The 22589-nt window shown below is 57.6% G+C and carries 20 protein-coding genes; 7 read left to right on the top strand and 13 right to left on the bottom strand.

Annotation, left to right across the window (positions count from 1 at the left end; all coding sequences use genetic code 11):
• Positions 1-63 precede the first annotated feature (63 nt).
• Both ACQUWM_RS06505 and ACQUWM_RS06500 read left to right on the top strand, forming a co-directional pair.
• On the top strand, positions 64-438 hold the full coding sequence (locus ACQUWM_RS06505) for a DUF4398 domain-containing protein (RefSeq protein WP_428921569.1): 375 nt from the start codon (positions 64-66) through the stop codon (positions 436-438).
• 27 nt (positions 439-465) lie between these two features.
• Positions 466-1278 (top strand): OmpA family protein, encoded by an 813-nt coding sequence (locus tag ACQUWM_RS06500; RefSeq protein WP_428921568.1) that lies wholly within the window; start codon positions 466-468, stop codon positions 1276-1278.
• Positions 1279-1347: 69 nt separating this feature from the next.
• Here the strand turns inward: ACQUWM_RS06500 and ACQUWM_RS06495 are convergent, their stop codons facing one another.
• The 5 genes from ACQUWM_RS06495 to ACQUWM_RS06475 form a co-directional block, all read right to left on the bottom strand.
• Positions 1348-2115 carry an SDR family oxidoreductase gene (locus ACQUWM_RS06495; RefSeq protein ID WP_428921567.1) on the bottom strand — a complete coding sequence of 256 codons (768 nt, stop codon included), beginning with the start codon at positions 2113-2115 and terminating at the stop codon, positions 1348-1350.
• Between the two features lie 17 nt (positions 2116-2132).
• A complete protein-coding gene (locus ACQUWM_RS06490) occupies positions 2133-2822 on the bottom strand; it encodes a histidine phosphatase family protein (RefSeq protein WP_407002043.1) in 690 nt (229 codons plus the stop codon).
• Positions 2822-3886, bottom strand: coding sequence for a phosphotransferase family protein (locus tag ACQUWM_RS06485; RefSeq protein ID WP_428921566.1), 1065 nt, complete (start codon positions 3884-3886; stop codon positions 2822-2824). Before ACQUWM_RS06485 ends, ACQUWM_RS06490 begins: the two co-directional genes overlap by 1 nt.
• Positions 3887-3947: 61 nt before the next feature.
• Positions 3948-4766 (bottom strand): SDR family oxidoreductase, encoded by an 819-nt coding sequence (locus ACQUWM_RS06480; RefSeq protein WP_407002045.1) that lies wholly within the window; start codon positions 4764-4766, stop codon positions 3948-3950.
• A gap of 389 nt (positions 4767-5155) precedes the next feature.
• A complete protein-coding gene (locus tag ACQUWM_RS06475) occupies positions 5156-6367 on the bottom strand; it encodes an acyl-CoA dehydrogenase family protein (RefSeq protein ID WP_428921565.1) in 1212 nt (403 codons plus the stop codon).
• A gap of 121 nt (positions 6368-6488) precedes the next feature.
• On the opposite strand from ACQUWM_RS06475, the gene ACQUWM_RS06470 reads away from it, so the two are divergent.
• A complete protein-coding gene (locus tag ACQUWM_RS06470) occupies positions 6489-7382 on the top strand; it encodes a LysR family transcriptional regulator (protein WP_407002047.1) in 894 nt (297 codons plus the stop codon).
• A gap of 9 nt (positions 7383-7391) precedes the next feature.
• Here the strand turns inward: ACQUWM_RS06470 and ACQUWM_RS06465 are convergent, their stop codons facing one another.
• Positions 7392-7748: a hypothetical protein gene (locus ACQUWM_RS06465; RefSeq protein WP_407002048.1), complete on the bottom strand. Its 357-nt coding sequence runs from the start codon at positions 7746-7748 to the stop codon at positions 7392-7394.
• A gap of 177 nt (positions 7749-7925) precedes the next feature.
• On the opposite strand from ACQUWM_RS06465, the gene ACQUWM_RS06460 reads away from it, so the two are divergent.
• Positions 7926-9086 carry an isocitrate/isopropylmalate dehydrogenase family protein gene (locus tag ACQUWM_RS06460; protein WP_428921564.1) on the top strand — a complete coding sequence of 387 codons (1161 nt, stop codon included), beginning with the start codon at positions 7926-7928 and terminating at the stop codon, positions 9084-9086.
• Positions 9087-9163: 77 nt separating this feature from the next.
• On the top strand, positions 9164-10423 hold the full coding sequence (locus ACQUWM_RS06455) for an aspartate aminotransferase family protein (protein ID WP_428921563.1): 1260 nt from the start codon (positions 9164-9166) through the stop codon (positions 10421-10423).
• A gap of 72 nt (positions 10424-10495) precedes the next feature.
• Here the strand turns inward: ACQUWM_RS06455 and ACQUWM_RS06450 are convergent, their stop codons facing one another.
• From ACQUWM_RS06450 to ACQUWM_RS06440, 3 genes are all read right to left on the bottom strand, one after another.
• Positions 10496-11065, bottom strand: a complete 570-nt coding sequence (locus tag ACQUWM_RS06450; RefSeq protein ID WP_407002051.1) for a DUF1439 domain-containing protein — start codon at positions 11063-11065, stop codon at positions 10496-10498.
• Between the two features lie 87 nt (positions 11066-11152).
• On the bottom strand, positions 11153-11344 hold the full coding sequence (locus ACQUWM_RS06445) for a CPXCG motif-containing cysteine-rich protein (protein ID WP_407002052.1): 192 nt from the start codon (positions 11342-11344) through the stop codon (positions 11153-11155).
• 7 nt (positions 11345-11351) lie between these two features.
• Positions 11352-12578 carry a pyridoxal phosphate-dependent aminotransferase gene (locus tag ACQUWM_RS06440; protein ID WP_407002053.1) on the bottom strand — a complete coding sequence of 409 codons (1227 nt, stop codon included), beginning with the start codon at positions 12576-12578 and terminating at the stop codon, positions 11352-11354.
• 259 nt (positions 12579-12837) lie between these two features.
• Here ACQUWM_RS06440 and ACQUWM_RS06435 point away from each other — a divergent pair, with 259 nt between their 5' ends.
• Entirely contained in the window at positions 12838-13821 is a 984-nt protein-coding gene (locus ACQUWM_RS06435) for a D-2-hydroxyacid dehydrogenase (protein ID WP_428921562.1), read from the top strand.
• A 57-nt stretch (positions 13822-13878) separates the two neighbouring features.
• Here the strand turns inward: ACQUWM_RS06435 and ACQUWM_RS06430 are convergent, their stop codons facing one another.
• The 4 genes from ACQUWM_RS06430 to ACQUWM_RS06415 form a co-directional block, all read right to left on the bottom strand.
• Entirely contained in the window at positions 13879-14955 is a 1077-nt protein-coding gene (locus tag ACQUWM_RS06430; protein ID WP_428921561.1) for a fatty acid desaturase family protein, read from the bottom strand.
• Positions 14956-15344: 389 nt separating this feature from the next.
• The gene (locus ACQUWM_RS06425; protein ID WP_406986502.1) at positions 15345-16010 is read right to left on the bottom strand and encodes a LuxR C-terminal-related transcriptional regulator; all 666 of its coding nucleotides are present in this window, start codon (positions 16008-16010) and stop codon (positions 15345-15347) included.
• A 44-nt stretch (positions 16011-16054) separates the two neighbouring features.
• Positions 16055-18001 (bottom strand): acetate--CoA ligase, encoded by a 1947-nt coding sequence (acs, locus tag ACQUWM_RS06420; RefSeq protein WP_428921560.1) that lies wholly within the window; start codon positions 17999-18001, stop codon positions 16055-16057.
• Between the two features lie 325 nt (positions 18002-18326).
• A complete protein-coding gene (locus tag ACQUWM_RS06415; RefSeq protein ID WP_428921559.1) occupies positions 18327-19862 on the bottom strand; it encodes a fatty acyl-CoA reductase in 1536 nt (511 codons plus the stop codon).
• Between the two features lie 718 nt (positions 19863-20580).
• Here ACQUWM_RS06415 and ACQUWM_RS06410 point away from each other — a divergent pair.
• Positions 20581-22569, top strand: a complete 1989-nt coding sequence (locus tag ACQUWM_RS06410; protein ID WP_428921558.1) for an HDOD domain-containing protein — start codon at positions 20581-20583, stop codon at positions 22567-22569.
• The last annotated feature ends 20 nt before the right edge of the window (positions 22570-22589 follow it).

Genomic DNA, 22589 nt, shown 5'->3' with positions numbered 1-22589 from the left:
CCGGGAGTGTCGATCGTTCGGGTGGGGTACCTTTCCCCGTCCTTCACTGGAAGGAGATAGTGCATGAACAAGCATACTTCGATGTTAACCGCTACGGGCATCATCGGCATCGCGTTGGTGATGGGTGGTTGTGCCAGTTCCGGCGAACGACCGGATGGGGAGCTTCGGACCGCCGAGTCCTCAATTCAGCAAGCCGTGTCATCGGACGCCCGGGATTTCGAACCCGTCCTGCTTAATCAGGCGCAGAACAGGGTTGCCGACGCGGAAGAGCTCATTGAACAGGAAAAGTACATTGAAGCCGAGCGTCTGCTGGAAAAGGCATCCGTCGATGCGCAACTGGCCGGCGCCAGATCGGACACCGCCAAGGCGCAACAAGCCGTTGAGGAGATTAACCGCAGTATCGACTCTCTTCGTGAGCGAATCGAACAACGCCAGTAAAGGCCTCAGCTGAGTAAGGAGATAGTTATGAACACACGCAACTTGACTCTGGGCATGGCTGTGGGCTTGTCGGTCTTCATGGCAGGGTGTGCCGGTACGCCCCCGGACAACCAAAAGGTCAACGAGGCACGTGCTGCCTACGAAGAGATCCGCAACGACCCTAACGTCGCCCGTAGCGGGGACCGACAACTCAGAAATGCACGTGACCAGTTGGCCCGCGCGGAATCTCTGCTGGAGGACGGCGCTGAAATCGTCGAAGTCGAACACGCGGCCTACCTCGCGAACCGACATGCTGAGATTGCCAGTGAACAGGGTAAGCGGGCTCAACTGCAGAGCGAAATCAATTCCGCCGAGGAGCGCCGTAAGGAGCTGGAACTGCGAATGAGTTCCTCCGCGGCAGAGGAGGCCCGGCGTGAAGCCGAACTGCTTCGTGCCCGGATGGCGGAAATGGAAGCCGAGCAGACGGATCGTGGCATGGTGCTGACACTGGGCGATGTGCTGTTCGACCTCAACCGTGCCGATCTCAAACCGGCCGGCGAACAAACCATTTCCCGCCTCGCAGATTTCATGTCGGAGTACGAAGAACGCCGCGTTCGCGTGGAAGGCTACACCGACAGCACCGGGGCTGCCTCGTACAACCAGGGGCTTTCGGAGCGTCGGGCCGAGGCCGTGCGCAATGCTCTGACAGACAGGGGCATCAGCCGGAGCCGGATCGAGACCCGCGGCTATGGCGAGGAGTACCCGGTTGCCAGTAACGACAGTGCGGCAGGCCGGCAACAGAACCGTCGCGTGGAAATCGTGATTTCTGATGAAACAGGTAACATCAAACGGCGGGAGTGATGGCAGGATCCGGCCAGCTACCCACAGTACGTAGCTGGCCTCTCCTTTTCAGCCGTCGGCTTATCACGTTCAGACAGTCAGGTAGCCACCATCGGCATTGATGCAGGCGCCAGTGGTGTAACTGGAAGCATCTGAAGCCAGGTACAGCACAGTACCCGCCATCTCGCTCGGATCAGCGACCCGCTTCATCGGGATATGGGCCATGGCCTGTTTCTTGATGGCATCGTTGGATGTCAGGGCACTGGCGAACTTGGTGTCCGTCAGTCCTGGCAGCAGAGCGTTGACGCGGATCTTCTGCTGTCCCAGCTCCATGGCAAAGGACTTGGTCATGGAAATCACTGCCGCCTTGGTAACGGAGTAAATGCCCTGGAAGTGGCCGGGGTTTACGCCGTTGACGGACGCCACGTTGACGATCGATCCACCGCCATTTTTCTTCATCAGCTGCGCGCCACGGGCACACATGAAGAAGTACCCGCGAATATTCACATCCACGGTTTTATGGTAAGCGCCCAGGTCGGTGTCCTCTACCGGCCCAAAATACGGGTTAGCGGCGGCATTGTTGACCAGGATGTCCAGCCTGCCATGCTCTGCCCCGATATGCGCCCAGATATCCTCAATCTGGTCCATCTCACCAATATGGCAGGCATAAGCTTCCGCACTGCCGCCGGCATCCCGAATACTGCTGGCCACCGCTTCGCAGCCCTCGATTTTACGGCTGCTGCAGATTACGTGGGCCCCGTAGTCCGCCAGTGTCCGCGCAACGCTTTCGCCAATACCACGGCTGGCACCGGTCACCAGCGCGACTTTACCTGTCAGGTCAAACAGCTCTTTACTCATGCATTCACCTCAAATCGTTATCGGAAGGTCACCAGGGCAGGGTCTTCCGCTTCCAGATGACTGTAATTATTGAAAACCGCCAGGCTGCGACGGGCACCGGAATAGAGAATGCGTGAAACGCTGGTATTGGCGATCACGCTGTTCATCTCCAGCGCCTTGTGGTCGCTCAGGTGCAACAGGTGTTGGGCAATCACGGCAATGGGTCCGCCGGAGGTAGACACCAGGGTATCGCCGCCATCGGCGTACTCGATCAATTCGTTCAGCGCGGTGATGACACGGCTTCGGAAGGCGTCCCAGCTTTCGCTGTACTCGTCATCGTGGTCACCACTGACCCAGCGGGCCATGGCTTCCTCAAACACCTGCTGAAAGGCACGGGCGGGCTTGGGAAAAGCAGCAAGATCCGTGGCCATACGCTGCCGGTCGGCCCATTCCGGACGAAGTCGTTCAACCACCTGCATATGATCAAACTCGTTCAGGCCACCCACCGCCTGCATGTCCGGCAGGGCATCGCCGTAACCGCTGGCAATGGCTTCCACGGTTTCCCGGTGACGTTCCATGTTGCCGCCAAACACCGCATTGGGCTGCACCTTGCCCGCCAGCCAGCGACCAAGCACCCGGCCCTGCTCCCAGCCACGGGGCGAAAGCTGGTCGTAGTTATCCTTGCCAAAACTGGCCTGTCCGTGGCGAATCAGATAGATCGTCGCCATTACAGGTCACTCGCTTCAATCAGCCGCTGACAGCGCTTCTCAAGGTAATTGGCCGCATGACCAAAGGCGGCAAAACGCTTGTCTTTGGTCTGACCGTGGTAGAAGCGGTAATAGATCTGCTGAACAATCACCGCAAGACGGAACAGCCCGTAGATCTCGTAGAAATCGAAGTTATCGACTTTGAAACCGGACTTATCCATGTAGTATTCCACCACTTCCTTACGGGTCAGCATGCCCGGACGATGAGTCGGCTGCCGGCGCAACATCTGGAACGGCCCCTCGTCGTCCGCCTCGATCCAGTAAGCCAGGCTGTTGCCCAGGTCCATCAGCGGATCACCAATGGTGGCCATTTCCCAATCCAGCACGCCGATCACTTCAAACGGGTTATCCGGGTTCAGAACCACGTTGTCGAAGCGGAAATCGTTGTGGATGACGACCTGAGCGATGTCCTCGGGCATCTTGTCATTCAGCCAGCTCATCACGGCTTCAAAATCCCCCACATCGTCGGTGCGGGCCTTGCGGAAACGATCGCTCCAGCCACCGATCTGACGCTGCACATAACCGGCGCCCTTGCCCAACTTGTCCAGGCCCGCGGCTTTGGCATCCACGGTGTGCAGGTCAACCAACTTGTCGATCACATTGAGACAAAGCTTGCGGGTATCCGCCTCGCTCAATTCAAAGTCCTTCGGGAAATCCTGACGCAGGATGATGCCCTTCAGACGTTCCATCACATAGAAGTCACAACCCAGAACGTCATGATCATCACAGATCGCCACAATGTTCGGCACGTAGGGATACACCGGTTTCAGTGCATCCATTACCCTCGCCTCCCGCAGCATGTCGTGGGCGGATTTGGCGATCTTGCCAAACGGCGGGCGACGCAATACGTAGGAGCGATCGCCATAATCCACCTGATAGGTCAGGTTGGAGGCACCACCCGGGTACTGGCGGATGTCGGGATCACCTTGCAGATCCGGAATGGCCTGCTTCATAAAGCGGTCAACGGCGCTGACATCCAGTTCCTCGCCTTCGCGGATGTCTACGGCCTGGTCGATCTGGGTCATTCAGGGCTCTCCTGTCGGTTCATCAATACAGACTTCATCATTAAAGGGGCAACGGCAACACTTACGCCTTACCACCGCCCATCTTGTTCATCCAGCGCTTGCTCTCCTGGTGCATCAGCCAGTCAAAGGCCCAGGGTGCATGGCGCTTGAGCATCCACATACGACGCTCCTTGGCGTGGGGAAGCACCCAGAAATCCTTTTCTTTAACGGAACGGAAGATATCTTCAGCCACATCGTCCGCGGTGATACTGGAGCGCTTCATCAGTTTGTTCACATTCTGCTGGATACCGGGAATATCCGATCGCATGCTGCTGGTCAGATTGGTCTGGAAAAACGCCGGACACACGCAACTCACATGAATCCCGGCATCCCTCAACTCCTGGCTCAGCGTCTCGGACAGGGCAATAACCCCGGCCTTGGTGACATTGTAGCTGTCCATCAGCGGCGCCAGCATAAGCCCGGCCATCGAGGCCACATTCACAAACGCACCAGAGCCCTGCTCTTTGAACTGCGGCGTAAACGCCTTGCAGCCACGAACGACGCCCAGTACGTTGATATCCAGAATCCACTCCCAGTCAGCCATGGTGGTATCCTCGATGGAGCCCGCAGAGGCAACACCGGCATTGTTCACCACCACATCGACACCGCCCCACTTCTTGACCAGATCATCCCGGACCTTCTCAAAGTCTGTCAGCCTGCGGACATCACACTCGACAAAATAACCTTCGCCCCCGGCGGCGTTGATCTCTTGCTCAACGTCAACGCCTTGCTCCGGGTTGATATCGCCGATACAGACCTTGGCGCCTTCTTTGGCAAAACGCAGTGCAATTGCCCGGCCCAGACCGCTGGCCCCGCCTGTGATAAATACTCGCTGTGTCATCTGTGTTCCCCGTCTTTTTTATCTGAATCCGTGCAAGAGTCAGCTGCGAGAGCCACTTCTGAAACACGCTGTGAATACATCCATGTACGCTCCGCTCCGCCATCCATGGCTCCGCAGGGTTTCAGAAGTGGCTCTCGCAGCTGACTCCCATAATTTTCAGTTATCCGATCCAAACTCCAAACTTCCCCCAATACCTGAATGACTTCACGTTGAATGCACTCTCCCAGAGTTTGGAGGAGCAGGTGGGATGGGGGTTCTGAAACTGTGCGGAGCCATGGATGGCGGAGCCCAAGCGTCACATGGATGTGCCGAAGGAGCGTGTTTCAGAACCCCCATCCCACCTGCTCCATGCACCAACTCTAGAGGCCTCACCGAACCAGGCACCAAAGTCAGGACTTGTACTTGCGAAGCTCCAGACGAGCCACCATAGCCCGATGAACCTCGTCCGGGCCATCGGCCAACCGCAATACCCGAGCATAGGCGAACAATTGCGTCAGTGGGAAATCATCGTCGCTGACACCCGCACCGCCGTGAATCTGAATCGCCTGATCCACAATGGTCTGCAGCATGGACGGAATCACCGCCTTGATCATGGACACTTCCTGCAGCGCCCCGGCGATACCCTTGGTATCCAGCGCCCAGGCACACTTGAGGGTCAACAAACGGGCCTGCTCAATCGACATGCGCGCATTAGCAATGATGTCCGGATTACCGCCCAGCTTTGCGATCGGGCGTCCAAAAGCTTCACGGCTGGTTGCACGTTTGATCAGTAACTCCAACGTGCGTTCAGCGGCGCCGATGGCCCGCATGCAGTGATGAACACGGCCCGGTCCCAGGCGGCCCTGGGCGATTTCAAAACCACGACCCGGGCCGGCAATGAAGGCGCTCTTCGGCAAACGGACATTCTCAAATGAGACGACACCATGACCGTACGGCTCATCGTATTCGCCAAACACCGGCAGCATGCGCTCGATTTTGACGCCCGGGGTATCCAGCGGCACCAGAACCATGGAGTGGCGGCGGTGCTTCTGGGCTTCCGGGTCGGTCAGGCCCATGAAGATCGCCACCTTGCAATCCGGATGACCAATGCCGGTGCTCCACCACTTGCGGCCATTGAGGACCACTTCATCACCTTCAACAATGGCGGTGGCTTCCATATTGGTTGCGTCCGATGAGGCAACTGCCGGTTCCGTCATACAGAAAGCGGAACGGATTTCGCCGCTTTGCAGCCGTGGCAGCCACTCGGCTTTCTGCTCTTCGGAGCCGTAATGGATCAGCACCTCCATGTTGCCGGTGTCAGGCGCGTTGCAGTTGAAGATTTCCGGAGCAATGAAACTGCGGCCGGTTTCCTCGGCAATCAGGGCGTAGTCGGAGTTAAGCAGGCCGCAACCGTGCTCTTCATCGGGGAAGAACATGTTCCACAGGCCCTGGGCTTTGGCCTTTTCCTTCAGTTCCCTGATGATGGGCAGCACTACCCAGCGGTTATCCAGGGAGGCCAGCTCCCGGTGGTACTGTTCTTCAATCGGAAATATCTCATCTTTCATGAACGCTTTAACGCGTTCGAGATAATCCTGGCCTTTCGCTGAGATGGTAAAGTCCATAGCTGGTTCCTCGCCTCTTGACTGATTGAAGCCAGTCTAGAACCCTGCCAACTATTACGCGACTGAATTTTTCTTATCGTTTATCATTAGCCATACTTATTCACCAAATTGGCAATCAATCATGGCTCTGAACCGACTGGACCTTAACCTTTTGCACGTTTTCGACACCATCTATCGGGAAGGCAGCCTGACCCGCGCCGCCAAGGCGCTGCACCTGACACAACCGGCAGTCAGCCATTCCCTGTCACGGTTGCGAGAGCATTTTGACGATCCACTGTTTACCCGTCAGGGCAACCAGATGATTCCCACCCCCCTGGCCCGTCGATTCCTGGAATCCATGCGCCCCGGGCTTACCCAGATCCAGGGGGCGGTCAACCAGTTCCACGCCTTTGATCCTGCGACCCAGCGTAAGACCTACTCCCTGGCGTTGCGGGATATTCTGGAATCGACTTTCCTGCCACAGCTGATGCAACGGCTCGACCACTACCCGGAACTGGAAATTGTCAGCCAACGTATTCCCCGGCGGGACATGGAAACCCAGCTCGCCGCGGGAAAGCTGGATTTCGCGGTGGACGTGCTGCTGCCGGTGAGCAATCAGACCGCCCATGAGCTGTTGCGGCGGGATCGCCTGGTGGTATTGGCAAGGGCGGGGCATCCGCTGGCTGAAGGTGAGCTTACAATGGACAGGTATATCGCCGCCCAGCACGTGTTGGTGTCCTCACGCACCGAGGGCCCCGGAATCGAGGATTTCGAGCTGTCGCGTCTGGGCGTGCAACGGCATATACGTCTGCGTTGTCAGCATTACTACGCAGCCTGCCGGGTCGTCGAGGGGACGAACCTGCTACTGACCATGCCCGAAACCTACGCCCGGATCATCGCGGAGCGTGCGGATATACACATCCTCACACCGCCCGCAGACCTACCCGGCCTGGATGTACACCTCTACTGGCACAAGGCTTATGAACGGGAACCCGCATTAATCTGGTTCCGCGAACAGCTCAGGCACATTGCATGAAAGCGCCGGTCAGTAGGCACCAACCAGGCCAAGGAAGCCAAAAAACCCGGCGGCGGTGATACCCATCGACAGGACCACGATCCCAAAGCCCCACCAGATAGCCGCGCCATCGGAAACCGGCACGTCATGGCCCCGCAAGGTTCGGTAGAACGCCCAGGGGCCCAGAATAAACGCCCCCACCACGGCAAACACCAACCCGACACTGATACCGGCGAAGGTCCAGGTGGCCAGCACCGTTGCCCGGTCGGAGGCCTGTTCCTCCACTCCGTGACGCAATAGAAACTGCTTACAGAAAAACCAGATCAGGGCGAACAGGACGATAACAAACACCAGCCCGCCAACAATCGTAACAATGCGATAGAACAAGATATTACCTCTGAGTTGGGCACGCTATCCCAGGATAGCGGAAGATCCCACTCACTATAGCGCCCGCCCTTTCTCACGTAAAACAACGTTCATGTTGAGCGGTGGCATCCATCACCGTCGCGACTACACTGACAGGGATAGTTCAATACGCTTTCAAAACCAACAGGAGTTTCCGGAATGGCCCAGAAAACCCGCATCGCCGTCACCCCGGGCGACGGCATTGGCCCTGAAGTTGTCGCCGAGGCTGTGCGTTGCCTGGAGACACTGCGCTCCAGGCATAACCTGGACCTGGAATGGACCCGCTTTCCCTGGCCCTCCCACGCCTGGCATGAAGAACATGGCGAATCCATGCCGGAAGATGCGCTGACCCAACTCAAGGAATTTGATGCCATCCTGTTGGGCGCCCTGGGCGATCCCGGCCCGGTGGATGACCCACAGCGCTACCTGTTGCCGGACAGCATTTCCCTGGCGCCACTGCTGGATATGCGCAAGGGGTTTGACCAGTGGGTTTGCGAACGGCCCGCCCGGCTGTTGCCCGGAGCCCGCCAGTACCTGGCCGATGAGCGTGCCAAAGACATCGACATGCTGGTCATCCGGGAAAACAGCGAAGGCGAATACGTCAGCCAGGGTGGTCGGCTGCGTAAGGGCACACCCGATGAAGTCGCCACCCAGATGGAAGTGTTCACCCGCCACGCCACTGACCGGATCATTCGCTACGGTTTTGAACAGGCCCGCCTGCGAGCCAGTGATCGGATCAAAGAGGGGCGCACACGCCACTTCAAAACCCTGGACGGCCGCACCTGCGAAAGCCAGGTCTGCATTGTTACCAAGCGCAATGCCCTGCGCTACTGGGGTGACATGTACTCCGAAGCCTTTGAAGACATCAGCAAGGAATACCCGGACGTAGCCACTCACCACGAACTGGTGGATGCCGCCTGCATGAAGTTCGTGCAGTGCCCCTGGGCCTTTGATGTGGTGGTCGCCAGTAACCTGCAGGGTGACATTCTGACGGACCTGGCCGCTGTTCTTTCAGGAGGCATGGGTGTTGCCCCGTCCTGCAACCTGAACCCCACCGACCCCGATATGCCGTCCATGTTCGAGCCCACCCACGGCAGTGCCCCGGATATCGCCGGCCAGGGCCTGGCGGACCCCACGGCCATGCTGTTCACCACCGCACGCATGCTGGAGTGGCTGGGGCGCAATGACCCGGCGCTGGCCGCTGCCGGGCAAAAGCTGTTTGACGCCGTGGCGTCGGATCTCGCGGAGAACGCCGGAACCCGACGGGGCACCAATGAAGTCGGCAGCGCGATCTGCCAGCGCCTGGATGCGGGCAACTAATCTTTCTCATGCATTTGAAAAGCAGCTTTTTAGGACTAGGCTGCAAAAGGGACTAAATTCACTTCGGGAGGTGCACCGTGACCGATCAAAAAGGCAAGTTATCACCACTGCTGAAACAGGCGACTGGCATAACCGCAGCCAAGGGCGAAGGCGCCTATATCATTGATCCGGATGGCCGACGGTATCTGGATTTCACCTCCGGCATTGGCGTCACCAGTACCGGTCACTGTCACCCGAAAGTTGTGGAAGCTGCACAGAAACAGGTGGCGACCATGATTCACGCCCAGGCGACCACGGTGATGAATCCACGGCTCCCGGAACTCGCGGAAAAACTGGGCGAACTCACCCCGGACCCGCTGAATGCATTCTTTTTCTCCAACGCCGGCACCGAGGTGGCTGAAGGCGCCATCCGACTGGTACGCCAGGCCACGGGGCGGCCAAACATCATTGTTTTTCATGGTGGCTTCCATGGGCGCACCATGGGCTCCCTGTCCCTGACTACATCCAGTGTGGGGCTGCGCGCCGGGGTGAGCCCGATGATGGGCGGCGTTGTCGTGGCGCCCTTCCCCCACGCCCACCATTATGGCTGGAACCTGGAAGACACCACCGACTTCTGCCTGCGGGAACTGGATCGCATCTTTGTAACCTACTCCGCGCCCAAAGAAACCGCCGCCATGCTGATTGAACCGATTCAGGGCGAAGGCGGCTATGTGCCCGCCAATGCCCGCTTCCTGGAAGGCCTGCGGGAACGTTGTGACAAGCACGGCATTATGCTGGTGTTCGATGAGGTCCAGGCCGGCTTCGGCCGCAGCGGCAAGTTCTGGGCCCACCAACACTTTGGCGTGACGCCGGATGCCATCATGATAGCCAAGGGCCTGGCCAGCGGCTTCCCGATTTCGGCATTGGCGGCATCGGAAGAAACCATGGCCAAGGGCTGGCCCGGCTCCCAGGGCGGCACCTACGGAGGCAATGCGGTCGCAGCGGCTGCAGCTATTGCCACCATCGACGTCATCCGCGAAGAAGGACTGGTGGAAAATGCGGAAAGGATGGGCAAACGCCTGTCAGACAGTCTTCACAGCCTGAAAAACGATTATCCGGACATGGCGGATGTTCGCGGCAAGGGCTTGATGGTCGGCGTGGAAATGCGGCGGGACGGCTGTCCGGATGGCGAGCGCGCCGGCAAGATCCTCAAGGAATGCGAGCAGCGCGGCTTGCTGATGCTGCGCTGCGGCCCCTACCAGGAAATTGTTCGCTGGCTGCCGCCACTGATCGTCAATGAACAACAGATTGATGAGGCGGTGAATATCTTCGAGGAAGCCCTGAAAGCAACCGCCTGATTTTCCCCATAACGCAGACAACGTAACGTAAAAGGGGCCGCTGATTCCGGCCCCTTTTACGTTATTCCACGCTTATTCTGACATCACAAACTCAAGCCGACCGGGGGCCACCCGGACATCCATCGGGACCATTCCGAACATGCGCTGGGCAACATCCGTGTCGTCCAGGCGGTAGACCGGCATGGTCTCCAGCATCTGCGCCACAACCCGCATCACGTTGTCGGTCACTGGCTTGAGATCACCCTTGAACAGAGGTGAATCGATACTGCTCTCCAGCAGCTGGAGGCGACGGATATAAACCGCCCTTTCCTCGGCATCATAGACCGGCGCCCCTTCCACTTTCAGCGCAAGGTCCACCGGCAGCTTGGCCATCAGAGCATTGAGTGCCACCTGGCCCTTGAGATCGATAACAGCCACATCCCGGCCGTCGGGCCCCAGGGTGATATCGGCATCACTCAGACTCAGGCTTAATGGCGAGCCACTTTTCAACTGCTCCCGGTCAAAGGTGGTGACAGCATCCTGAAAGTGACGCTCCAGTGTCGCTTCCGAGATCGAATAAGGCGACAGGCTGGCGCAACCGCTGATCAGGCTGACTGCCAGGGCGAGAACAGCCGGCAGGACGGATGAACGCTTGAAAACCATGGAATCTTCTCCGGAATGATCACGAACAGAAGGGGCTAGCCTAAGCCATCCCGAACGCAGAGTAGGTTAAGAATTCGTTAGAGAGGCTCACTCGTTCTCCGCGTGAACCTCAACATGGGGCGTCAGGTCATCATCTACCGCGACCTTCAGCAGGATAGGCTGACAGCATACCTGGCAGTCCTCAACATACTCCTGCTCCTGCACCGAGGGGTCGACGCTGACTTCCAGCGTCTCCCAGCAGTACGGGCATTGAATGAGAACCGAGTCCAGGGCTGCCATATCCACCTCAGAACTGTTGCTTCGCCATCCACGGTATTACCCGGTCAAACGCTTCTTCGAGTTTCTCACACGTGGTCGAGAAACTGATCCTGACTGCATTGGTGCAGTGTTCGCCGAAGGCATCGCCGGGCACCATGCACACGCCGGTTTCTTTCAACATGCGCAGGGCCAGATCAGAACCATCCACATGGGGCGGCAGATCCGGGAAGGCAAAGAATGCACCGCCTGGCTTGTAACCGGTCATATGGGGCGTCTGATCGATCAGCTCAACCACCTTGTCACGGCGCTCCCGGTATATGTCCACCATATCCTTGACGCACTGCTGGTCACCGGTCAATGCCGCGACCCCGGCAAACTGGGACGGGGTGTTGGCCACCGAGGTGGTAAACATGTGATAGCGACGCAGCGACTTGATGGCCGCCTGGCTCGAAATAACCCATCCGATCCGCAGCCCCGCCATACTGTAAGTCTTGGAAAAACTGCTGATGCACATGATGTTGTCCAGATCCATCGAACAGTTCAGCACGCTGGCGAAGTCATCGTCGTCGAAAATCAGGTGGTCGTAGACCTCATCCGCATACACCTGAATCCCGCGGTAGGCACACTCTTCCAGAATGGTCTCCACCGTGCTGCGGGGATAGACCGCTCCGGTGGGGTTGTTCGGGTTATTGAGGATAAGGGCGAAGGTGCGCGCGCCCATAGCGCGGATGACCTCGTCCGGATCCAGCTGATGATTGTTCTCCGCCCGGGTGGGAACAAACTTGACCTCGCCACCGTTCATGCGGATCAGCGGGGCATACAGCAGGAACGACGGATCGGTCACAATAAACTGCCGCCCCGGCGCTGATGTGGCGGAGATAGCCAGGTACATCGCTTCGGTGGCGCCACTGGTAATCAGGATGTTGTCCCGCGTCAGCCGCCGGTTGTAACGCTTGCCGTAATAGTCCCGCAGTGCCACCAGCAGCTCCGGCAAACCTGCGTCCATGGTGTAACCGGTCTGCCCGGCATTCAGGGCATCGATGTAGGCATCGATAATGTGCTTGGGCGTTGGCAGATCCGGCTGACCGATGGACAGGTGAATCACATCCTTCATGGTCGCCGCCATATTCACCATGCGACGAATGCCGGGGACCGGAATGGCCTGCATGGCGGGATTCCAACTGGCCTTGCTCTTGCGATACTTCACTTTCCGTGGCTTGGCCTGGCCAGTTTCGTTGTTGGCGGCTCCGACCATAAGAACACCTCCTGCAAACAAGGCAAAATATAAGGTACTCATGCAGGTTAGTCAGTAAACAGGAGAGGAACAAGGCCTGACAACAGAAAGATTCAAGGCTTGGATCAACTGTCATTTTCCGGGCACTGAACGCCTCTGTTTCGGCAACTCAGGTTGACCGCCCGCCACCGGCGAACCAGACTGTACAAGGCTGGATCGTAACGCCTTGCCATGCGTTTCCGGCGCCCTCAAACAGCGTATTCAGGTGAGTGGAGGACAGATGACAAAACACAGCAAACCGGTCGTAACCGTTCTGACTGCCCCGGACGAACAGGAACCGCCTGGAATGGATGCCCTCCGGGCCAGAGCCACCGTACGGTTTGCCTGTGACGAACCTACTCTGAGAGACACCCTCCCCGGCACCGATGTCATGATGGTGACGGACTTTCGCACCGAAGCCCTGGAAGCCGCCTGGCCCGCCGCCGACAAACTTCAGTGGATTCACGCCACCAGCGCCGGCGTGGACGCCCTGATGTTCCCCGCGCTGACCGAAGGCGACGTAACGGTTACCAACGCCCGGGGTATTTTCGACCGCACCATTGCTGAATACGTGCTCTGCACCATTCTGATGTTCGCCAAGGACTTCCCCCGCTCCATCCGCCTGCAGATGGACCGCAAGTGGCAGCACCGGGATACCGAACGGGCACAAGGCAATCATGTCCTGGTGGTGGGCGCCGGCTCTATCGGCCGCCAGATCGGTCGCCTGGTCAGCGCCATTGGCATGAATCCCCACGGCATTGCCCGCAAGGCGCGCCATGACGACCCTGACTTTGTCGCCGTGCACAGCAACGACGACCTGTTCGAACAGCTGGCCCTGGCGGATTATGTGGTCATCGCCGCGCCGCTAACGCCTCAGACCGAAGGCCTGTTCGACAGCAAGGCATTCAAGACCATGCGCCCCCACGCTCGGCTGATCAACATCGGCCGCGGCCCCATCGTTAAAACCGATGATCTGGTCGACGCCTTAAAGAACGGTGAGATCGCCGGTGCCGGCCTGGATGTGTTCGAGGAAGAACCGCTACCTGAAGATCACCCACTATGGGACATGGAAAACGTCATCATGACGGCCCACATGGCCGGCGATTTCATCGGCTGGAAACGCGCCCTCACCGACCAGTTCCTGGAGAACTTTGATCGCTGGCATGGTGGTGAGGAGCTGTTTAATCTGGTGAACAAGGAGCTTGGGTACGCCGGGAGCAAGTAGCGCGGGATTATCGGAGTCCGGAGCGGGCACAGGCGTAATCCGACAAAACCAAATCATTTAACGACTATTACTAGCCGCAAACTGACTCTGCAACGGCAACAAATCAAACACCCGCTCCGGATTATTCGGATCCACCAACTCCGTGGACGACTTATAAACCCTCGGAGTGGTGTAAAGAAGCTTCAGCGCCGTGCCATGGGGCATCGCCATATACCGCTCCCCGTGATTCTCCTCCAGCCACTTCCGCACCCGCGGCGCCATGTTGTGCCCCATTTTCGGAAAGAAATGGTGCTCCACATGATGACTGAACCGGAAGTGCAACCGATCCAGCACCGGATGGCTGCGCAGGCTCATGGAGTTATCCAGTGGATTATTGGTGGCCGTCTGAGGGCGCAGGAAGTGATTGGTGAGGATATACCCCTGCCCCAGGGCATTGGCCACCATGAATGGCACAACCACCGTAAACAGCGCCAGAGGACCGGAGATCACCGCAAGTACAGCCCACAGCGCCATGCAGTAAAAGGTCTGGCGAATCGCCTTGCTACGATCGAAGCCCTGAAACTGCTTGCGACGCTTCGCCTGGAACCACAACACCAGTTGCGCATGAAACGTGAACGAATAGGTCAGGAACAGATAGCTGTACCAGGTACCTGAACCCGGCGCCAGCTTGGTGAACTTCTTCTGCTTGGGATCGGTCTTGTAACGGCGCAAAGTACCAAAACTGTCCGGGTCTGAATCGCCGGTATTGGTATTCCCGTGATGCACCACATTGTGCCACTTACGCCAGAACTCCGGCGGCACAATCATCGGCCCGAACCCCAGCCAACCAAAGAAATTCTGCCAGCGCTTGCTCATGCCCAGCGCCCCGTGCAACACCTCATGGGCCAGCAGCGCCTGAGCACCAATGGTATGCCCGACCACCAGCCCAAGGCCCAGATTCGCATACCACGGCAAACCCGCCAGCAGAATCGTCGCGATCCCACCCCAGATGATCATCTGCAACGGCAAAAACCAGATCACCCGCCAGGTCTGCGCCTGGAACGTATCCGCCGGCAGTTCCTTCTTCATCCGGTCCCGAAGCTCGCGCTCATCGGGTTTTCCAAACACGGCATTGCCCATTGAATCGGGTTTCACAGCAGCGTTCATTCGTCACCTTTCATTCTGAAAACACAATCGTCCAGCACACTCTATATATTTGAGCGTACATGTGTGAGCCGAATTTACAGAAAGAAACAGCCAATAACAATGGCATTTAGATGAATATTTGGTGAACAACAAACAATTGCGTACACGTGTACTTTTTAAAAGAGAAGCCATCACCGTAGTCGGAGGGGCTGGGCGGGTGAGCCTTCCACGGGATCTCTTTGGCCATGGATGGCCAAAGCGAAGCGCACAGGGATGTGCTCGTAGCGTGCCCGTGGAAGGCTCACCCGCCCAGCACCACACACCAAAAGAAAAGGGCTAAAAACAAAAAACGGGAGCCAAAAGGCTCCCGCTTCATGAACACCGGAAAAAGCTGAACGTCAGCTACCAGACAACGACTGATCCGAAGGATCAATCTCCATCTGCTGAATCGCAATCACCGCCTGAGTCCGATTCCGAACCCCAAGCTTCCGGAACACCGCCGTAATATGCGCCTTGATCGTCGCCTCCGACACATCCAGATCATACGCAATCTGCTTGTTCAGAAGCCCCTCGGCCAACATACCCAGCACCCGGAACTGCTGCGGCGTCAGCGACGCCAGCTTCTCGGAAAAATCCGTCATATCCGAATGCATCTGCTCAATCTTGTCCGCCACACCCTCCGGCAACCAGACATCCCCTTCCAGGACCGCCTGGATCGCCTCGGTAATGGTCGGCAACGGCGCCGACTTCGGAATGAAGCCGGACGCCCCGTAATCGATCGAACGACGCATCACCTGCAATTCCTCCGATCCTGACACAACCACCACTGGCAACCCGGGATATTGCCCGCGCATGAACACCAGCCCGGAGAAGCCGTGGGCACCCGGCATATTGAGATCCAGCAATACCAGATCCGCATCCGGATGCGACTCCACCGCCGCCTGCAGTGCCTTGATGCTGTCAACCTCGACTGTTTTGGCATCAGGTACCGCCTGACTGACCGCCTGCTTCAAAGCTGCACGAAACAGCGGGTGATCATCGGCGACGATAATTGTTTGTGTCATTCAACAGATTCCTCACAGATACACGGCCTGATAACAAGCAGGCCTTACTTGTTCGCACGACCGCTGATCAGGTCATCCACCACACCCGGATCCGCCAGTGTGGAGGTGTCCCCCAGCTGATCGTGCTCGTTAGACGCAATTTTACGCAAAATCCGGCGCATAATCTTGCCAGAGCGGGTCTTGGGCAGTCCAGGCGCCCACTGAATCACATCCGGAGACGCAATCGGACCAATTTCCTTGCGCACCCACTGGACCAGCTCCTTCTTCAGCTCGTCCGAGGGATCCTCACCGTGAACCAGGGTCACGTAGACATAGATGCCCTGCCCCTTGATCTCGTGAGGGTAGCCTACCACAGCCGCCTCGGCGACTTTATCGTGCGCGACCAGCGCGCTCTCGACCTCGGCGGTACCCAGACGGTGACCGGACACGTTCAGAACGTCGTCCACCCGGCCGGTGATCCAGTAGTAGCCATCCTCATCACGACGGGCGCCGTCGCCGGTGAAATACATGCCCTTATATGTGCTGAAGTAGGTCTGCTTGAAGCGCTCATGGTCGCCGTAGATGGTGCGCATCTGGCCGGGCCAGCTGTCCAGGATCACCAGGTTACCCTCGGTCTTGCCTTCCAGGATCTTGCCGTCATTATCCACCAGTGCCGGCTTCACACCGAAGAACGGCACGGTAGCCGAACCCGGCTTCAGGTCGACGGCGCCCGGCAGCGGCGAAATCAGGATGCCGCCGGTCTCGGTCTGCCACCAGGTATCCACAATCGGGCACTTACTGTTGCCGATAACACGGTGGTACCACTCCCAGGCTTCGGGGTTGATGGGCTCACCCACGGAACCCAGAAGACGCAGGCTGTCACGGGTGGTGCCATCCATGCAGGACTCGCCTTCCGCCATCAAGGCGCGGATGGCGGTAGGCGCTGTGTACAGGATGTTCACCTTGTGCTTGTCGACCACCTGCCCCATGCGGGAGGTATCCGGGTAGTTGGGCACACCCTCGAACAGAACCGTCGTGGCGCCATTGGCGAGCGGGCCATACAGGATATAGCTATGGCCGGTGACCCACCCGAAGTCGGCGGTACACCAGTAAACGTCGCCATCGTGATAATCAAACACATACTGGTGGGTCATCGAGGTATAGACCATGTAGCCACCGGTGGTGTGCAGAACACCCTTCGGTGCGCCGGTAGAGCCGGAGGTGTACAGCATGAACAGCGGGTCTTCCGCGTTCATCGGCTCCGCGGGGCAATCCGTTGAAGCGCTCTTCATAAGCTCTTCATAACTCTGATCACGGCCGTCTTTCCAGGGCACATCGCCACCGGTGCGCTTGACCACAATCACCTTTTCAACATTGGCGTTCGCTTCATTGCTCAGTGCCGCGTCCACGTTCTTCTTCAGGGGGATCTTGCGACCACCCCGAACACCTTCGTCGGCGGTAACCACAAAACGGGACTTGCCGTTGGCGATACGCGCGCCGAGGGCTTCCGGTGAGAAACCACCAAAGACAACGGAGTGAATAGCACCGATACGGGCACAGGCCAGCATGGCAACGCCCGTTTCAACAATCATCGGCATGTAGATGGTAACCACATCCCCCTTTTTCACGCCCTGAGCTTTCAGGACGTTGGCGAACTTACAGGTTTCTTCATACAGTTCGCGATAGGTCACATTGCGGGAATCAGCGGGATCGTCACCTTCGAAAATAATGGCGGTCTGATCGCCGCGCTTTTCCAGATGGCGGTCCAGGCAGTTGGCGGCAGCATTCAGCTCACCGTCTTCAAACCATTTGATGGAGAGGTTGTCGTAGTCGTAGGTGGTATTCTTGACCCGGGAAAACGGCTTGATCCATTCAAGGCGCTTACCGTGCTCGCCCCAGAACGCGTCCGGGTCCTCGATGGATTGCCGATACATATCTTCGTACTGATCACGGTTCAGCAGCGCATGTTTCGCCACCTCCGGACTTACCGGATAAACGTGTTTCTCAGTCATTGTGCTCCCCCTATAGTTTAGAGTCTGTTGTCATTATCGGTTTTGTAATACAGAGCTTGGCGGGCGCCTTGGCCCGGAAGACGGATACCTGTAGTTCAACATGTGTGCCACCACACAATGAATTAGACTAACGTCCTAATGTTACTGAACTTTTCTACGAGAAAGCAGCCAAATCCATATGAAAACAATGGGTAATCACGTTATGTGAGAGTCTGAGTAGAAGGATAGTCCTGTCGCAATGAACCGCAAGGTATGGAGACGGGGATCAACGGGAAGAGAAGGGAACGGAAATGCCCGGCCGGCAGGCCGGGCACCTCACTGGCCATCAGGCGGCCTTTTTTCGCGCTTTCGCACTGCGCAGGCTGTACAGCTTACGCTCCTTCAGGGCGTACTGATTGAGGCCGGCCAGATGGATTTTGCGCAGATAGACTGACCAGTCGATCCGGCGGGCGTCTACCGGGAACAGCGCCTGATCCTGCTCTCCCATTCGGGAAGCCAGAGCCTGCAGCTCATCATTGCGGAAAATGTAATCCGGCGCCGTGTAGAAACCAAAGATGGTCGCCAGGGACCGGCTGGTATCCAGGTTCCGCAGCATCTTCAGTTCACCGTTCTGTCCCAGCATTCTCATGACCCGCGCGGTAACACTCAGCGGTACCCTCACACCACCAACAACCGCATCGAACAGCTTGCGATTCACCGCAATGAATGGCTTGGTCGGCTGGCGATAGAACAGTTGATCATAGGCAGCGTAATTGGCCTTGGATTCCGCCATCAGGTGATCAATGAACTCACCCAGCGAAATCGGATTACTGCTGCCGCTACAGCACTGGTAAACCCGGCGCTGCGGTGAGTCCGAGAGGGCTTCCGCCAGGGACAGAATAATGGCGTTGGCCACCATATCAACGGGAATCACGTCGATGACGCCGCTGCGCTTGCCAGGGAAGAGAGTCACCTTCTCACGGGCGTAGGCGAGGATAATGGCGTCCGCCACTTTGACACCTTCAATCCAGCCCGGAGCGGGTTCTTCCAGGGCGCTTTCGATGATGGACGGTCTGACGATAGTCAGCGCACGCTTATCCAGCGCCTTCATCAGCAGTTGCTCACCCAGCCACTTGGTGAAGGTATAGGTATCGCTCCAGCCGTAGTGGTTGGCTTCCTGAATACCCAGATCAACCAGTTTCTTTTCCAGAACCTTGCCGGAGTATCGGGAACGGACGTCGGCAATCTTGTCTTCCAGGAGCCTGACCAGTTCTTCTATCTCATAGTAACCGGAGGTGCTGCGGGGAATGCTTTCACCGGCAGGTTTGATCACCGACTCGGTCACCTGGCCGGAATTCTTGCCATTCACGTAGCAGGTGGACACCTGGATAACCGCCATACTGCGGTTTTGCCGGGCCAGCTCTACCACATTGTTCAGGCACAAGGTGTTGATAGTCAGGGCCTTGTCCAGCTCTTCGCGGAAGTTCACGCTCGCGGCGGAGTTAATGAACGCATCCGTACGGCTTGCCAGCGCGCTGAAACGCTCAGGCGTCAATCCGAACCCAGGCTTCGTGACTTCACCGGTAATGCAGTGGATCCGCTCATCGATGAAGGTCTCGAAGGCGTCGTTGTCCTCCTGCCTTAACCTTTCAAAAACCGAGGAGGTGGCAATTTCGTGAAGGAAGCGCTCACGCGCATTCGGATGCCGCTTGTTTCCCCGGATCAGTAGATGTATTCCGCCGATATCGGGAACCGCACGAATAAGTTTTTCCAGAACAACCTTACCGAGAAAGCCGGTTGTGCCCGTTACCAGAACGTGCTTTCCCCGCAGCTGTTCCAGAACTGTGGAAGATGACTCTGATGTTTGAAGCTGCTGTACCATTCCGAGAACTCCTTCTCATAAATAATCTGTGGCCACGAATGCTTCTCTCCTGACGACCTGCCGCCCCACTGTGGAAATAAAGGAAGCACTGGAATAGCCGCTGCATTATGCGGGCCACTATCCGAAAGAACGCGGTTAATGTTTGCACGACTTCGATGACGGTGCGGTGACACAAAGCAAATTTACGCTACAAAAAGATACAATCAAATGAAAAAAGCTTTAGGTACGGGTATCCCGCAACAGAGAGGAAAATCAGATCAGGAACGATCGTTGTCAGCCGCCGCCATTGAGCGCACCAACTGATCCTGCTCGCCAGACAATGCCCTCACTCAAGAGAGGCCAGACCAGTCTGGATGATTTCAACTGTCGCGTCATCCACTGTGCGCCCCAACAGTGCAAATATACGGTTGAATGCCTCACATCGCAGCAGCGCGGCATCCTTCTCACACGCCAGCAACTCAGCCCGCTCTTCTATCAACTAACGCTTCTGTCCCTGGCACTGTCGGAAGATTGAGCAGGTTTTCATCCCGCCAAGCGGCACCAAAATCGCCATCAGAACCGGTCTAAATTCTACGCACATCACAAATTGGTGAACACAACGTTCAAAACTGCAGCAATAGCAGTTTAATAAATCCACGTTATTGTCTAAGCTCTTGACGGACAATAATAATGAACATGTCGTCAGAATATGGCGACACCAGGCGCTCACAGGTAGCCCATGCAAATTGCCCCAGACATCCAGTTACCGAGTCTTCCGGAGGTTACCCTGCGGGCACTGGAATCCTGCCGCCAGGACGACAATTACCGCAAGATCAGCGATATCGTCTCCACCGATACCGCGTTGGTCACCCGGGTGCTGGCGCTTGCCAATTCCGCACTTTACGGTCCCGCCACCAGGATACGCTCGATAGAGCAGGCCCTGATGCGACTTGGCACTCATCGTTTCCATACCCTGCTGATGACCACAGCTCTTCGGCAGATGTTGCTCGAACTGGGCGCAGACCAGTGGCAGCAGCTGCGGGATTTCTGGCGTCATTCTCTGACCACAGCGCTGACGGCCCGGGCACTGGCCAACCTCACCCGCTACCCCGAACCTGATCAGGCATTCATGTTGGGCATGCTCCACAACGTCGGCGAACTTGTTGCCCTGAAAACACCACCCGGAAACGCCCGCCAATACTATCTCAACCACCATGCTGACATTGCGGCGGCACTGGTCAGATCCTGGGGGCTCGGCAGCATGGCGGAAGACGCCATGCGCTACCAGCAGGTCCAGCCTTCGGAAGTCCAGAATGCCGGGCATCTGGTCAAACTGATCAGTCTTGCCACCCGGCTGGCCATGTGCGACGCAGCCGGTATCGCCGCCGTTGGCACAGTATTCGGATTGAGTGAGGAGCTGACCCGGGAAATTAACCGCCGCATCGACCGGGAAGTCTCCGACGTCGCGGAATCCCTGGGTATTTCCCTGAACGACGAATACTGTGCCACCGCGGCGCAGCGTCGATTAAAGCACGCCGTTCTTGAGCAGGCCATGACCAGCCATGCTCTGAACATGCCCTCCTTTGAGGGTGCCCCGGAGAGCGCGATGGCCGAAACCGTCGACAGCCTGACCCTGATCACCGGGCTGCCGGCACTGTGTTTTGGCAGCGAGGATGACGGGCTGACGCTGCTGTCCGGAACCATCGGCGACATTCCAGATCTGAACGTCGCGAGCGCCCCCGCCGCCAGCGTCCTGACCGAGGCCTTTACCCGGCAGGCAGCCGTGCACCTGGGACAACGAGATCAAACGGTTCTGGACCGGCAACTGCTGTCACTGCTACACACACCCTCGCTGCTCGCCCTCCCCCTTACCGTGGAAGGTAGCTGCCCCGGTGTATTTGTCCTGGGCACGGACAAAACAAACGCGGCCTCGGCCGAAAATATGGCGACGCTTTTCACGACCGAACTGGCTAAATCCATGATCCGCAAAGGGACGGTGTCACCCCGCATCGGCACCCGGGATGATCAGCTAGAGGCGGAGCTTGCCCAACAGTCATTGCGACGGCAAATTCATGAAGTCACCAATCCACTGACCATTATTCGGCAGTATATCCATCAGCTTCGTCACCAACTCGACGATGCCGGCGTACATAACGAGCTGGACGTTATCCGGGAGGAACTGGACCGGGCCGGAGACCTGCTACTGCGAATCAGTCGCCCGGAGGCGTTCGGAGATACTGGTGATACCGCCCGTGCGACCCTGAATCAGGAGATTCACGCTCTCAAGGAACTTCTGGAAAACGGGCTGTTCGCCGAGGATAGCAAACAACTCACGACCTCACTGTGCAGGGAAAACACCGAGGTGACAGCCCCGCCATCGGCAATCCGACAGATCCTCATCAACCTGACTCGCAATGCCGCCGAATGCCTGGCCGAAGGGGGCAAGGTTTCCATCAGAACATCAGCCCCCGTCTGGCAGAGTGGCCAGGCCTGGGTTGAACTTGAAATTTCCGACAACGGTGGCGGCATTCCTGAACCTATCCGGAACACGCTGTTTTCACCGGTAGAAACCAGCAAGGGGAAAGGCCACAGTGGACTGGGCCTGAGCATTGTCAAACAGCTCATCGACGACATGGAGGGCAGCATCGCTTGCCGCACGGGGAATGAAGGCACGGTCTTCAGGATGTTACTACCCGCGGCAGGCAACCATAAGAACGATAACGATTGAAGAATAACAGGCAAACACCA

Source organism: Marinobacter sp. DUT-3 (assembly GCF_050379435.1).
Classification (GTDB): domain Bacteria; phylum Pseudomonadota; class Gammaproteobacteria; order Pseudomonadales; family Oleiphilaceae; genus Marinobacter.
The sequence above is the reverse complement of the archived record's forward strand: the minus strand, read 5'-3'. Positions and strand labels throughout refer to the sequence as shown.

What these genes read in the sequence shown, in the direction of transcription:
- ACQUWM_RS06475 (WP_428921565.1), bottom strand. Translation starts at nt 6,367, where the DNA reads ATGGACTTTACCATCTCAGCGAAAGGCCAGGATTATCTCGAACGCGTT.
- ACQUWM_RS06435 (WP_428921562.1), top strand. Translation starts at nt 12,838, where the DNA reads ATGACAAAACACAGCAAACCGGTCGTAACCGTTCTGACTGCCCCGGAC.
- ACQUWM_RS06470 (WP_407002047.1), top strand. Translation starts at nt 6,489, where the DNA reads ATGGCTCTGAACCGACTGGACCTTAACCTTTTGCACGTTTTCGACACC.
- ACQUWM_RS06505 (WP_428921569.1), top strand. Translation starts at nt 64, where the DNA reads ATGAACAAGCATACTTCGATGTTAACCGCTACGGGCATCATCGGCATC.
- ACQUWM_RS06490 (WP_407002043.1), bottom strand. Translation starts at nt 2,822, where the DNA reads ATGGCGACGATCTATCTGATTCGCCACGGACAGGCCAGTTTTGGCAAG.
- ACQUWM_RS06500 (WP_428921568.1), top strand. Translation starts at nt 466, where the DNA reads ATGAACACACGCAACTTGACTCTGGGCATGGCTGTGGGCTTGTCGGTC.
- ACQUWM_RS06450 (WP_407002051.1), bottom strand. Translation starts at nt 11,065, where the DNA reads ATGGTTTTCAAGCGTTCATCCGTCCTGCCGGCTGTTCTCGCCCTGGCA.
- ACQUWM_RS06495 (WP_428921567.1), bottom strand. Translation starts at nt 2,115, where the DNA reads ATGAGTAAAGAGCTGTTTGACCTGACAGGTAAAGTCGCGCTGGTGACC.
- ACQUWM_RS06460 (WP_428921564.1), top strand. Translation starts at nt 7,926, where the DNA reads ATGGCCCAGAAAACCCGCATCGCCGTCACCCCGGGCGACGGCATTGGC.
- ACQUWM_RS06415 (WP_428921559.1), bottom strand. Translation starts at nt 19,862, where the DNA reads ATGGTACAGCAGCTTCAAACATCAGAGTCATCTTCCACAGTTCTGGAA.
- ACQUWM_RS06480 (WP_407002045.1), bottom strand. Translation starts at nt 4,766, where the DNA reads ATGACACAGCGAGTATTTATCACAGGCGGGGCCAGCGGTCTGGGCCGG.
- ACQUWM_RS06410 (WP_428921558.1), top strand. Translation starts at nt 20,581, where the DNA reads ATGCAAATTGCCCCAGACATCCAGTTACCGAGTCTTCCGGAGGTTACC.
- ACQUWM_RS06445 (WP_407002052.1), bottom strand. Translation starts at nt 11,344, where the DNA reads ATGGCAGCCCTGGACTCGGTTCTCATTCAATGCCCGTACTGCTGGGAG.
- ACQUWM_RS06440 (WP_407002053.1), bottom strand. Translation starts at nt 12,578, where the DNA reads ATGGTCGGAGCCGCCAACAACGAAACTGGCCAGGCCAAGCCACGGAAA.
- ACQUWM_RS06485 (WP_428921566.1), bottom strand. Translation starts at nt 3,886, where the DNA reads ATGACCCAGATCGACCAGGCCGTAGACATCCGCGAAGGCGAGGAACTG.
- acs (WP_428921560.1), bottom strand. Translation starts at nt 18,001, where the DNA reads ATGACTGAGAAACACGTTTATCCGGTAAGTCCGGAGGTGGCGAAACAT.
- ACQUWM_RS06425 (WP_406986502.1), bottom strand. Translation starts at nt 16,010, where the DNA reads ATGACACAAACAATTATCGTCGCCGATGATCACCCGCTGTTTCGTGCA.